This window comes from Streptomyces sp. NPDC107581 (genome assembly GCF_055657175.1).
In genome coordinates, this window is sequence record NZ_JBVKBH010000025.1 from 7524 (window position 1) to 20008 (window position 12485).

Here is a 12485-nt window from a genome sequence, read left to right on the forward strand (position 1 = left end):
TCCGTGCCCTCTCGCGCCGTGCCCTCTCGTGCCGCGCCCTCTCGTGCCGTGCTCCCTTGCGCCGTGCCCGCTTGTGCCGTGCTCCCGTGCGCCGTGCCCGCTTGTGCCGTGCTCCCGTGGTCCTGGTCGGGTCTTTGCGGTGTCGGGCGGGGCCGCGTTTGGTTTCAGTCGATACCGTATCGAATGATCTGATGGCTGGTAATGTGCCCTCTGTGACTGCTGATGTTCCTCGCCGAACCGCCGCTTCGCGCGCGACCGACCGCCCTGGGGACCACTCGCCTTTCGCTCTCGGGCTGTTGCTGCGCCGGGCGCACTGGCGTGCGGCTGCGGTGATGGGGGAGGCGCTCGGGCCGCTGGGTATCGAGCTGCGGCATTTCGCGGTGCTGATCGTGCTGGTCAACCGCGGGCCTACGGTGCAGCGGGATCTGGCGGCGGCGACGGGGTCGGACAAGGCGGGAATCATGCGGGTCGTGGACGACCTGGAGCGTAAGGGGCTGGCCGTACGCAAGGCCGTTGCGGGGGACCGGCGGGTGCGGGCGGTGGAGATCACGCCCCGGGGGCTCGAGCTTTTCGATGCGGCCCATGCGGCGGCGGAGCCGCTGGCCGGGCGTCTGGTTGCCGGACTGGGGGCGGGGGAGTCCGAGCAGCTGACGGATCTGCTGACCCGGCTTGCCCATCCCGCGGACAACGGGGCGTAAACGCGCCCGCGCACCGGGCGCTGAGGGCACCGGGCGCTGAGGGCGCCGGGCGCTGAGGGCGCCGGGTGCTGAGGGTATCGGGTGCGTCGTGGGGGCGATGCGTCACACGGTCTCCCCGTCCGGGCGGGTCGCGCGGCGAGGTGCTCCCTGGGTTTCCCCGGCCTTGGTGCCGCGTCCTCGAAGACGCGTTGTCGGACGGAAGGCGTGCTTGCCGGACGCGTTGCAGGGGGGACCGGTTTGGACAGGGCCGGGTTGTGCAGGGCCATGGTGAGTTCCGGGGTGATGAAGCCGGGGTCCGGGCCGGGGTGGCCCCTGAGGGCGGCTTGCGGGTGGGTTCTGTGTGCACTCGTGGGCCTTGGGCGGGATGGACCGGCCGGCGGGAGCCGCCGCGGCCGGCGGGGTGCCGCCCTGGGCGCAAGGTGTCCCGCCCGCGGTGCAGCCGGGCTGGAACACGCCGTCCCGCCGGGCCCTGAGGCCCCGCGGGATCGAGAAGCCGTACAGAGACTGGATCGGGAGGCCGTACGGACGGAACCCGGGAAGCCGTACAGACGGGGTCGGGAGGCCGTACGGACGGAACCCGGGAGGCCCTGCGGACGAGATCGGGGGGCCGTACGGACGGAACCCGGGAGGCTGTACGGACGGAACCCGGGAGGCTGTACGGACGGAACCCGGGAGGCCCTGCGGACGGGATCGGGGGGCCGTACGGACGGAACCCGGGAAGCCCTGCGGACCGGATCGAGGAGCCGTACGGGCGGGATCGAGGGGTCGCTGCAGGGGGGTGCCGGGCCGGGGCGGCGTCCGTCTGCTCCGGTTCCTCGGTGAGCTGCATGCGCGCGTTCACCGCGCGCGGTGAACGCGGCGGGCTGCTGCGGGGTGTGCCGGCCGGGGTGGCGCAGCCGGTGCACCGGGGGCCGGCGGTGGACAGGGCCGCGGGCGGGGTTGCGGCAGATCACCGTGCCGTGCGTTCTGCTCCGTGCGGGTCTTGCGGAAGGCGGCTGTGGCCGGGCGGGGCGAGGGCGCCTTGCCGTGGAACGCGCAGGAGCCGACGTGTGGCGGGCGCGGCGGCGTGGCGGGCGCGGTCGTGGGTTTTCTCCGAGGTGCCGTGCCCGGGGCGGTGTACCCGGGGGCCGGGGATTCATGCCCCACATTAGTTTCACTCGATACAGTATCGAGTGATACTATCGTGGGTGTAACGAAGCAGGGTTACTCGTTGGGCGGAGGGAGGCGGGCGGTCTTGGACGTCTATGAGGCGGTGATGAGCCGGCGGGCGGTGCGGGGGTTCACCGGGCGGCCCGTTGCGAGGCGGACGCTGGGGCGTGTGCTGTCCGCTGCGGCCTGGGCGCCGTCCGGGTCGAATCTCCAGCCCTGGCATGTCTACGTGGTGACGGGCCGGCCGCTGGCCGAGCTGAAGAAGCGTGCCGGTGAGCGCGTGGCCGCGGGCGGTGCCTGGGACGAGCCGGAGTACGAGATGTATCCGCCGGTGCTGAAGTCCCCCTACCGTGAGCGCCGTTCGGCCTTCGGTGAGCAGCGTTACGGCGCGCTCGGTATTGCGCGCGAGGACCTGGAGGCGCGCCAGAGGGCGGCTTTTGCGAACTGGGACTGCTTCGGTGCGCCCGCCGCCCTGTTCTGCTACGTCGACCGCGGTATGGGGCGGCCGCAGTGGTCCGATGCCGGCATGTATCTGCAGACCGTCATGCTGCTGCTGCGCGCCGAAGGGCTGCACAGCTGCCCGCAGATGGCGTGGGCGAAGTACCACAGGACCGTCGCGCAGGTCCTGTCACCCCCGGGCGGCCTCATGCTCTTTTGCGGCATGTCGATCGGCTACGAGGACGTCACGGCAGGTGATGCCCGCACCGGCCGGGCCCCGCTCGAGGAGACGGTCACCTTTGTCGACGGCCTGTGACGCCCCGTTCCCCGGCCGGCCGGGACGCCGTTTTCCTGCCGCGCCTCCATGGCGGCTCATGGGCCGTATCGCGCACGTAATCCCGGTGAAGGGGCATGTCGTGAAGATCGCGGTCATCGGCGGTACCGGACTGATCGGGTCGCAGGTCGTCAAGAACCTGAACGCCGCCGGGCACGAGGCGGCAGTGCACGCGCTGTCCACCGGGGCCGATGTCATCAGCGGCCGGGGGCTGGAGGAGGCGGTGGCGGGAGCCGGCGTCGACCTGGCGAACTCCCCGACCTTCGACGAAGCCTCCCCGGCCTTCTTCAGGACCTCGATGGACAGCCTTCTGGCCGCGGCGTGCCGGGGCGGCGCCGGTCACGTCGTCATCCTCTCGGTCGTCGGCGTGGACCGGGTGCCGCAGCTGGACTGCTACCGGGCCAAGGTGCTCCAGGAGGAGATCCTCGCGGCCGGGCCGATCCCCTACTCGATCGTGCGGGCGACACAGTTCATGGAGTTCATGGAGTTCATGGACGCCGTCCTGTCCTGGACCGCGGACGGCGACACCGTGCGGCTGCCCGCCACGCCGATCCGGCCGGTCGCCTCCAAGGACGTGGCCGGTGCGGTGGCCAAGGCCGCCGCGGGCACCCCGCTGAACGGCATCCGCGACGTCGCCGGCCCCGAGATCTTCGCCCTGGACGAGCTGGGCCGGTTCACCCTGTCCCGCAGGGGCGAGCGCCGCACCGTCGTCACCGACCCCACGGCCGGCATGTTCGCCCTCGTCAAGGGTGACGTCCTCACCGGCAAGGACGCCCGCCTCGCCCCCACCCGCTACGCCGACTGGCTCTCCTGACATCCCCGCCGACTGGACGGCCTGACATCCCCGCCGACTGGACGGCCTGGCATCCCGGCCTTCTGGACGGGCGGCCGTGACCGCTGCCGCGCGGCCGGGATCGACGGCGAGGCGCACGGGTACCCGGGCGGGCGGGGGCCGTCAGGGCGTGTCCTGTCCCGGCCCGGCGGTGTAGGTCCGCTGTGCCCGCCGTGTGCCGGCAGGACGTCACGGACGCGGTGCCCGCCTCGTGACGGACGCGGTGCCCGCCTCGTGACGGACGCGGTGCCTGCCTCGTGCTCGTCTGCGCGGGGCGCGTCCCGGCGCGGCTGTCGGGTGTGAGGTTTAGGCTTCTTGTCGCATTCTGCGCCTCCTGGACGTCGACGGGCGGACACGCGGGGCCCGGTGAGGGAGGCAGGCGGTCTTGGACGTCTATGAGGCGGTCACCAGCCGGCGGGCGGTGCGGGGGTTCACCGGGCGGCCCGTTGCGAGGCGGACGCTGGGGCGTGTGCTGTCCGCTGCGGCCTGGGCGCCGTCCGGGTCGAATCTCCAGCCCTGGCATGTCTACGTGGTGACGGGCCGGCCGCTGGCCGAGCTGAAGAAGCGTGCCGGTGAGCGCGTGGCCGCGGGCGGTGCCTGGGACGAGCGGGAGTACGAGATGTATCCGCCGGTGCTGAAGTCCCCCTACCGTGAGCGCCGTTCGGCCTTCGGCCATGAGCGCTACAGTGCGCTCGGCATCGCGCGCGAGGACTGGCAGGCGCGCCAGAGGGCCGCTTCCGCGAACTGGGACTGCTTCGGTGCGCCCGCCGCCCTGTTCTGCTACATCGACCGCGGCATGGGGCGGCCGCAGTGGTCCGATGTCGGCATGTATCTGCAGACCGTCATGCTGCTGCTGCGCGCCGAAGGGCTGCACAGCTGCCCGCAGATGGCGTGGTCGGTGTATCGCAGGACCGTCGCGCAGATCTTGTCACCCCCGGACGGCCTCATGCTCTTTTGCGGCATGTCGATCGGCTATGAGGACGTCACGGCAGGCGGTGCCCGCACCGGCCGGGCGCCGCTCGAGGAGACGGTCACGTTCGTCGGGGGGTAGCCGTCGGCCGCCCCCGGGGCAGGCTCCGCAGCCGGAACGCCGGCGCATCCGCCGCAGGTGAGCGGTCCGCGCTGTCCGCCGCGGGGGCTTTGCGGGCCGCTGCGCATCTGCCGGCGGGGAGGAGCCGGCCCGGTGCGGGGGCCGGCGGGCCCCGCGCCCTGCCTGACCGCGCCGGTGCCGTCCGCGCCGGTGCCGTCCGCGGTCCGCGGGCCGGCCGGCCCGCGGCGCGGTCGGCAGGAGTGCAGTGCGGGGCCGGCCGGCTGCCTCAGCCGGCCGGCGCCCTGCTGAGTGAGCCAACGCCCTGCTGAGTGAGTCAACGTTCTGTCGGGTGTGCCGGCGTCCTGTTGCCCGGGCGGCCGTCGGGTGTCCGGCTGGTTTCCGCCCGGCGTGGCGGAGGTTCCTGCTCGGCGGCCCTGTCCGGGCGGGGGACCGGCGTCCTCGTGAGCGCCGCGCGGCCGGGCGGGTCCGCCCTCCTGATCAGGGGCCGCCGGAGCGGAAGGTGCCTGGACAGGCCTGCGGGTGTGCGGGCACGCCCGGTCCGGCCGCACGGACCGCGGGCTCTTGCGGGGCCCCTGGCGGGCGGGCGGGTCAGCGCAGTCCGGCGAAGAGGTCGTTCTCGGGCAGGGCCGCGCCGGTGGTGTCCTGGACCCGTACGAAGGTCTCGACGCCCATCAGCTCGGTGAACCTCTCCCGGCCCATGCGGAGGAAGAAGATGTTCTCGCCCTGGCTGGCGTGAGCGGCCAGCGCGTCGAACTTCTGGCCGCCGAACACGGTGGTGTCCACCCAGGTGGTGATCTCCTCGTCGGGGAGTCCGATCTCGGCGATCGCGGCGCTCTCGGCGGGATCCGGCTCCTGCCCGTCGTCCGCACCGAACTCGCGCATGACCTCCCCGAACCGCTGCATCATCGAGCGGGGCGCCGTCGTCCAGTACACCTTCGGTGTCAGCGCGGTCATCGCCAGCGCCGCCATCGTGATGCGGTTGGCCTGGATGTGGTCGGGGTGGCCGTAGAAGCCGTTCTCGTCATAGGTGACGACCACATCGGGCTCGTAGCGGCGCAGGAGTTCCGCGAGCCGGGCAGCGCCCTTTGCCACGGGTGTGCGCCAGAAGGATCCGGGGGCGTCATTGGCGGGCCAGCCCATCATCCCGGAGTCGGCGTAGTCCAGCATCTCCAGATGACTGATCTTCAGGACGTCGCAGCTGGCCTCGAGTTCCCGGCGCCGCATCAGGGCGACGGCCGCCGGATCGTGCCCGGGACTGCCCGGCTTGACACCCCCCGGCCCGTCACCGCAACCGCCGTCGGTGCACGTCACGAGGACCGTGCGGATGCCCTCCGCCGAGTACCGCGCCAGGACGCCTCCCGTGCCGGTGGCCTCGTCGTCGGGGTGTGCGTGTACGGCCATGAGCGTCAAGGGCCGGTCATTCATGAAGCAGTCCTCCTGTGTGTAAAGGCCTCGGTCCGGGTCCGCGGCGGGCAGATGAGCGATCGCCCTCGGTATCGATTGCCGGAATGTCGATTGTCGGACGGCCGGGCGTAGCGCGGACCCGGGGGCCCCCGGATCACGTCGGGACATCCTGTTGCTCTGTGCTCTTCGCCCGTGCGGCGCCGGACTCCTGGCCGGTGCAACAGTGCCGGCCCGACCGGCTGTTCCCGCCGACACCGCAACACCCCTGGGCCCGGGCCGCCGGGAGCGCGCACCGCGGCCGCCCTTGAAAAACGGAACAGTGTTCCGTATTGTTGGCGGGGCGATGCCGATGTTCCGTTTCCGCCCGTGACGGCAGGCCGGAGAGCGGCCCGCCAGGGTGGTCCAGTCCACCAGGCTGCCGGCGCCGGCACGTTCCACCCGGACGCACGAGCACGCGAGCGCCTGCAGCCGGCGTCGATACGGCGTCGCACGAGAAAGCCCCCCCGCCCCCCGGCCGGGCCCGGCCCGCGGCGCCGCCCACCGCCGGGCCCGCCGCACCACAGAGCGCGAAGACACTGAACGGAAGGCACCCCCATGTCCGACTCGAACACCGCGAACGCGCGGCAGCAGACCGTGGACGCGCCGCAGGCCGCGAACGCGTGGCAGACCGCGAACGTGCGGCAGGCCGTGGACGCGTGGCAGGCCGTGGGCGCACCCGCCGCGGTGGTCTCGGTGAAGCCGGTCGGCCTGTCCGCCCCGGGCCGCGGGGAGGACCTGCAGGTCCGCGTGTCCGCCCCCGTGAGCGGCGGCAGGCTGCCCGTCATCGTCTTCTCCCACGGCTTCGGCTGGTCGATGGACGGCTACGCCCCGCTGGCGGACCACTGGGCCGCACACGGCTTCGCGGTGATCCAGCCCACCCACCTCGACTCCCGCACGCTCAACATCTCCGCCGAGGACCCCCGCACGCCGCGGATCTGGCGCCTGCGCATCGAAGACCTTGTGCGCGTGCTCGACCAGCTCGGCGTTGTGGAAACCTCCGTGCCCGCTCTCGCCGGACGCCTGGACCGCGGCCGCATCGCCGTGGCCGGCCACTCCTGGGGAGCCCAGACGGCGAGCGCGCTGCTGGGCGCACGGGTCCTCGGCTCCGACGGCGTCCCCGGACAGGACATGTCCGACCCCCGCGTCAAGGCGGGGGTGCTGCTCGCCCTGGCCGGTCTGGGCGAAGGCCTGACCCCGTTCGCCGCCGAGCACTTCCCCTTCATGAAGCCGTCCTTCACCACCATGACCACACCGGCCCTGATCGTCGCCGGCGACCACGACCAGTCCCGCCTGTCGACGCGCGGGCCGGACTGGTTCACCGACCCCTACACCCACAGCACGGGGAACAAGAGCCTGCTCACCCTGTTCGCGGCGGAGCACTCGCTCGGCGGCATCCCCGGATACCAGGTCGCCGAGACGACGGACGAGAGCCCCGGGCGCGTCGCTCTGGTCCAGCACCTGACCACGGCCTTCCTCCGCAGCGCCCTGTACGGCGAGGACGCCGGCTGGCAGGCGGCGGCCACCGCACTCGAAGACGACCCCGGCGCCCTGGGCAAGCTGCAGAGCAAGCAGGCGAACTGACCGGCAAGACGGGCCGCTGGGGTCTGGCAGGCGGTCCGGACGTGCTCAGCGGCCGCCCGTCTGACGCGCGGGGCGTGGCAGTGGCTGACGCCACTCGCCCAGTGCCGACAGGAGCAAGCGCCGGGCGAGAGTGCGTATGTCATCCCAGGCCGGGTCTGTGGCCAGGGCGTTGGCCCAGAGACCGGCTCGGCAGGCGGCATCGATCTCGCCCAGGCGCTGGCCGATGTCCTCAAGAGCGCGCAGATTGGTGGGCTCGAAGGTTTGGCGCTGTGCGAGTCCTTCGCACACGCGGCAGAGGAACTGCGCCTCTTCAGCGACCGCCTCCGTCTCCAGCTCACGCTCGCCCGGCCAGGCAAGCTGATCGGGGGTGTCGGCTGCGAGGAGGGCCATGAAGCGCAGCGTCAAGGTGCGCAGATCCGCATCGCCGAGACGGTTCATACGGGCAGGATCCCACCTGGCTCGCGCCGGAGCGTGTCCGGTGGCGTGCGGGGGCGGAAACGGCCGGCGCGACGGCCGCGCGGTGCAGCGCAGCCGCTGCTGCCGCGGTCGGACAGGGCCGGGCAGCGGTGCCCTGCGAAGCGGAGGACATCTGCTGCCCGTATCCCATGGACCCAGCCGTCACGTCATCCCATGGACAGCCGTCACGTCATCTCGCGGACCCAGCCGTCACGTCATCTCGTGGACGCAGCTGCCACGTCATCTCGTGGACGCGGCCGTCGCGTCCTGGCCGAGGTGAACGGCCTGTGCGTGCCGGGTGGTCCGGTTCAGTGCGAAGACCCCCGCGGTGTGTGTCCCGGCACCGCGGGGGTCTTGTGCTGTTGGGTCAGAACGTGCGCGAGGTGGCCCAGGTCGCCTGGCTGGACGGGTTGTTCAGGTCGAACGTGGTCCCGGACAGACGCCCGTCCGTGCCCCTCACCCCGGTGTAGCGGCCCACGGCCCCGTTCGACCAGCTGATGGTGAAGTAGATGTTCTGGCCGTTCACGGCGCCGTTCAGGAGGGTGCCGACCAGGTCGGCCTGGACGGCGGAGCCGTAGAGGTTCCCGCTGCTGTCCTGCGTCAGGTTGACCGTCAGGAAGGCGTTGCTCTGGTAGATGTCCCAGACCCCGCCGGCGTAGAAGCCGGCGGAGCGCACGGAATGGGTCCTCGATGCGGTGACGGTCGTCGCGTTCGCGGGGGTGGCGACGCCGAGCCCGGCGACGGACAGGAGAGCTGCGACGGCGGTCGCGGTGAGGATCCTGGGCGTGCGGTGTGACGTCGGCATGAGCCCTCCGCGGGAGATCGGATCGGTGGTGGGCAGCGGTGCCGCGGCGGCCGCCGGTGAACCCGTGAAGCTGCCGCCGACCGCGTGCGCGGCGGTCGTCAGAAGCAGAACCAGTCGTTTCGCAGCTCTCATGCTTTGCTCCCTGTAGCCATGGCGCGGTTGCGCTGGGCCATGTCTAGCTGGCGGGGGTTGTCCGGCGCCGGGACGCGGGCGCCGGACATCAACAGCCGGACAACCGCCGCGTACCGCGGCTGCTGCGGAAAGGACGGCCCTGCCACGTGCCGGACGTCCGCTTGGCCTGGGCGCCGGTCCGCCGGCGCGGTTCGCGGCCGGCAGGGCTCTGCCGTCGGCGCGCTCACCCCGGGGCACGGCGGGCAGTGCCCGCCGCAGCCGTCAGGCCCGGGCCCGTGCCGACGGCCGTGCCGGGCCCGTGCCGGCGGCTGCCCGGGGCGCTGCCCGCTGCCTGCTGCCTGCTGCCTGCTGCCTGCTGCCTGCTGCCTGCTGCCCGCCGCCCGGGGGCGGCGGGCAGCAGGCTTACGGAGTCTTGGTGAACAGCGCTTCGACGTTGCGGCTCTTGTCCATGGTGATCTGGTACTCGGCCGTGGTGTCGCTCTGTTTCACGCCGTCGACCTGCCAGCCCGCGAACACGTAGCCGGCCGCCGGGTGGGCGGTGAGGGTCACCTGGGTGCCGGGGTCGTAGGGGCCGAACTCACTGACCGTGATGCTGCCGCCGCCCGCCGGGGAGACGGACATCGTCAGGGTGTGCCGGTTGGCCGCCTTCGAGGTGCGGTAGGCGGACACGAGCGGGGTGGCGAGCTGGGCGATGCCGGCGTTGTTGTTCTTCGCGTCACCGAGGGCCTTGCCCTCGGCCGTCTTGTTGACGGTGTTGGAGTACTGGTCGATCACCTTGCAGCCGGGCCGGCAGGGCGTGCTGTAGGCCATCAGCGTGTGGTACTTGTTGTCGGACGTGATCCAGCCGAAGTTGGTGTCGTCGGGGCCCGGCGCCGTCTCCCCTTCATCCGTCACGGTCTTCCGGTCGTGCCGCATGCCGAGGTTGTGGCCGATCTCGTGGCCCAGGTTGTCCCAGTCCTTGACCGACAGCACACTCGTGACGGAGTAGGCGCTCTCGCTGGTCTGCGAGGTCACGGGGATCGGCAGGTCGGCCGAACCCGAGCTGTTCTGGGCGGGGATGGAGGCGAGCAGGGCCACCAGGTCGGCGCCGTAGTCGTCCCGCAGCGCGTGGGCCGTGGCGCCGAGCGTCAGGTCGGCTCTCTTGTTGAGCTTGTTGAGCACGGTGTTGGCGTTCTCGTCGGCAACGCCGGACGCCGAGGTCTGGTACGAGTGGACGACGTGCACGCTGGCCGGCACATGGCTGGCGGCGAAGGCCTTGTTGAGCTGGCTCACCCCGTAGCGGATCCGGGCCTGGACCTCCGACACCCCGCCCAGCTCGGCGACGGCCGCGGGGGTGTAGGGCACCAGGACGTCGATGGCGAGGGGGCTGTTGGCATCGGCCCTGGGCGTCTTCTCCGCGTGCCCCGCACGCCCGGCCCGCGGGCTCAGGGTCACGGTGTCGCCCTTGTGCCCGCTGGGGGGCAGCTTCAGCGTGTCGATCTCCTGCAGGCAGTACTCGCCCGGATGCCGGGGCAGGGGCGTGAACAGGTAGTCCTTGGTGCCGACCTCGATGACGCCGTCGAGGGTGGCGGGGCCGCCCGTGCAGGCTCCGATGACGGACAAGGACACCGTGTCCTCGGGCTTCTTCGGGTCGTGCCCTTCCCAGTAGACGGTGCCGTCCGCGTCCTTGTGGTAGTAGTCCCGCATCGCGGTGATGCCCCGGGTGCCGGGAAACAGCGGGAACGTACGGTGCTCCGGCACGCCTTCCTGCTGCGTACGGCACAGGGACGCGAACTCCTCGGCGTCGGCGCGCAGTACGGCGGAGCGCACCACCCAGGGCTCGTCATGGCCGGAGCCGCCGCGTGCGGGCGGCGCGGCGATGGCCAGGGGAAGGGAGGCGAGAAGAGCGGTCGCCGCGGTACAGGCGACGAGCAGGTAACGACGCATCGAGGACGTCAACCTTTCCGGTGGGGAATGTGCCCATGATCAGCGTCTGACCGCGCGGTGCCCTCCAGCACGCGGCAGCGGGAGTGATGTCGCCCGGAGGTTCATCCGGTCAGCCGCCTGCAGACCGCACCCGCACCCGCACCCGAACCCGTACCCGACCCGCACCTGCACCCGGACCCGGACCCGGACCTGCACCCGGACCCGGACCCGGACCTGCGCCCGGACTCGGGGCCGCGTGCTGCCGCAGTCCGCCGCGGGGCGTCCGAATCCGCGTTCTTCGAGCTCCTTTTGGCGGCGGTGTGCCGGCGGGCGCGAACGATCGCGGGGCCGGTCGCGGTCGGCCACTCCCGTTCTGCCTGGCGTGCGGGCTGTGGCCGAAAGACTGCCGAAGGTGCCCTCTTCGGCCCGGCGGGCGAACCGTCCGCGGGCCTTCTGCCCGGGGCCGCGCACCGCGGGCGGGCGAACCGTCCGCGGGCCCTCTGCCCGGGGTCCGAACCGCCCGGGCAGCTCTGTGCGGAGCAGGCTGCTGCGGAACGTGAACACGATGCGCCCAGGATGTGGCCGGTGATCCCGCCACCGGCCACGAGCCCGGCTCACGGGTGGCAGCAACGCGCGATCACGGCCCGCACGGTGTCAGAAAGCCGTCTGTTCCTCACATCTGATGAACGGAAAGAGGCCTCTCTGACAGTGTCCGGCGCAGCGGGGCCCGCCCGGGCGGCGGGCAGCGGCCGGTTTCCCGTCCGGGAACCGGGTGTGGCCACCCGAACCGGCAACCGCCGTTGGGCGGTTGGCCGGGAGAGTGTGCAGCCCCGCACCGGATGTTCTGGCCGGGGCTTTGTGAAGGACGGGTCAGCGGCGGGAAAGCAGCATTCCCGCCCCGGGTGTCCCGCCTCGCGGCGATGGTGCGGTCGCGGTCGCGGTCGCGGTCGCAGGGAGGGCGGTCGGCGATTGCGTGGTGATCTGGCGGCTCGGCCGGTTCACGCCTGGAACTCGGTGAGATCGATGGTGCAGACCCGCAGCGGATAGCCGTACACCGGGTGCGCCGTCACGCGTTGCGGCGCCATGCCGAGCTTGCGGATGACGTTCTCGGAGGCGTCGTCACCGACCCGGTTGATGCTGATCACGCGGTCGAGGCCACGGTCCTGGAGCGCGAACTCCAGGGTGGCGTGGGCGGCTTCGGACGCGTATCCCTGGCCCCAGAACTGTGAGCCCAGCCGCCAGCTGACGGCGACGGCGGGCAGCACCTGCGGCAGGAACTCGGGCACGGACAGACCTGCGAAGCCGGCCAGTTCACCCGAGGCCAGCAGCTCGACGGCGAACAGGCCGAAGCCCTCCTCGTCCCACTCTTCCTCCCACCTCTCGATGTCCTGCGCCGTGTGGTCCAGGTCGCGCACCGAGCCGTCGTCGATCCAGTGCATGACCTGCGGGTCTGCGTTGATGTCCGCCATGGGTGCGAGGTCGTCGTCATGCCAGCGGCGCAGGAGGAGGCGGGGGGTGCGGATCTCGGTCATGGCGCCCATCCTGCCGAAGGCAGGGACCTCATCGGTAATCGGCGCTTGTCCGTGTTGCCGCTCGGGACCGCAGGACACCAGGACGCCAGGACGCCAGGACGCGAGGGTGCGAGGACGCAGGGTGCGTGG

General features: G+C 72.2%; 10 protein-coding genes. 5 read left to right on the forward strand and 5 right to left on the reverse strand.

Annotation, left to right across the window (positions count from 1 at the left end; genetic code table 11):
- The first annotated feature begins 212 nt into the window (after nt 1-212).
- From ACZ7P3_RS39580 to ACZ7P3_RS39595, 4 genes are all read left to right on the forward strand, one after another.
- Entirely contained in the window at nt 213-698 is a 486-nt protein-coding gene (locus ACZ7P3_RS39580) for a MarR family winged helix-turn-helix transcriptional regulator (RefSeq protein WP_472089321.1), read from the forward strand.
- Nucleotides 699-1932: 1234 nt separating this feature from the next.
- Entirely contained in the window at nt 1933-2601 is a 669-nt protein-coding gene (locus ACZ7P3_RS39585; RefSeq protein WP_472089323.1) for a nitroreductase, read from the forward strand.
- Between the two features lie 100 nt (nt 2602-2701).
- Nucleotides 2702-3433: an SDR family oxidoreductase gene (locus ACZ7P3_RS39590; RefSeq protein ID WP_472089325.1), complete on the forward strand. Its 732-nt coding sequence runs from the start codon at nt 2702-2704 to the stop codon at nt 3431-3433.
- Nucleotides 3434-3836: 403 nt separating this feature from the next.
- Complete coding sequence (locus tag ACZ7P3_RS39595) at nt 3837-4502, forward strand: nitroreductase (protein ID WP_472089326.1); 666 nt, start codon at nt 3837-3839, stop codon at nt 4500-4502.
- Between the two features lie 588 nt (nt 4503-5090).
- Here ACZ7P3_RS39595 and ACZ7P3_RS39600 read toward each other — a convergent pair.
- Nucleotides 5091-5927: a PIG-L family deacetylase gene (locus ACZ7P3_RS39600; protein WP_472089328.1), complete on the reverse strand. Its 837-nt coding sequence runs from the start codon at nt 5925-5927 to the stop codon at nt 5091-5093.
- 573 nt (nt 5928-6500) lie between these two features.
- Between ACZ7P3_RS39600 and ACZ7P3_RS39605 the strand changes: the two genes are divergently transcribed.
- A complete protein-coding gene (locus tag ACZ7P3_RS39605; RefSeq protein WP_472089330.1) occupies nt 6501-7526 on the forward strand; it encodes an alpha/beta hydrolase family protein in 1026 nt (341 codons plus the stop codon).
- A 45-nt stretch (nt 7527-7571) separates the two neighbouring features.
- Here the strand turns inward: ACZ7P3_RS39605 and ACZ7P3_RS39610 are convergent, their stop codons facing one another.
- The 4 genes from ACZ7P3_RS39610 to ACZ7P3_RS39625 all read right to left on the reverse strand — a co-directional run bounded on the left by ACZ7P3_RS39610 (nt 7572) and on the right by ACZ7P3_RS39625 (nt 12356).
- Complete coding sequence (locus ACZ7P3_RS39610; RefSeq protein ID WP_472089332.1) at nt 7572-7964, reverse strand: hypothetical protein; 393 nt, start codon at nt 7962-7964, stop codon at nt 7572-7574.
- Nucleotides 7965-8349: 385 nt separating this feature from the next.
- On the reverse strand, nt 8350-8919 hold the full coding sequence (locus ACZ7P3_RS39615) for a hypothetical protein (protein ID WP_472089334.1): 570 nt from the start codon (nt 8917-8919) through the stop codon (nt 8350-8352).
- A gap of 402 nt (nt 8920-9321) precedes the next feature.
- Complete coding sequence (locus tag ACZ7P3_RS39620) at nt 9322-10845, reverse strand: InlB B-repeat-containing protein (protein ID WP_472089335.1); 1524 nt, start codon at nt 10843-10845, stop codon at nt 9322-9324.
- Nucleotides 10846-11822: 977 nt separating this feature from the next.
- Nucleotides 11823-12356: a GNAT family N-acetyltransferase gene (locus ACZ7P3_RS39625; RefSeq protein WP_472089336.1), complete on the reverse strand. Its 534-nt coding sequence runs from the start codon at nt 12354-12356 to the stop codon at nt 11823-11825.
- Between the last annotated feature and the right edge of the window lie 129 nt (nt 12357-12485).

Excerpts from the sequence above, each read along its gene's own strand:
- ACZ7P3_RS39600 (WP_472089328.1), bottom strand. The coding sequence starts at position 5,927 with ATGAATGACCGGCCCTTGACGCTCATGGCCGTACACGCACACCCCGAC.
- ACZ7P3_RS39605 (WP_472089330.1), top strand. The coding sequence starts at position 6,501 with ATGTCCGACTCGAACACCGCGAACGCGCGGCAGCAGACCGTGGACGCG.
- ACZ7P3_RS39610 (WP_472089332.1), bottom strand. The coding sequence starts at position 7,964 with ATGAACCGTCTCGGCGATGCGGATCTGCGCACCTTGACGCTGCGCTTC.
- ACZ7P3_RS39615 (WP_472089334.1), bottom strand. The coding sequence starts at position 8,919 with ATGAGAGCTGCGAAACGACTGGTTCTGCTTCTGACGACCGCCGCGCAC.
- ACZ7P3_RS39620 (WP_472089335.1), bottom strand. The coding sequence starts at position 10,845 with ATGCGTCGTTACCTGCTCGTCGCCTGTACCGCGGCGACCGCTCTTCTC.
- ACZ7P3_RS39625 (WP_472089336.1), bottom strand. The coding sequence starts at position 12,356 with ATGACCGAGATCCGCACCCCCCGCCTCCTCCTGCGCCGCTGGCATGAC.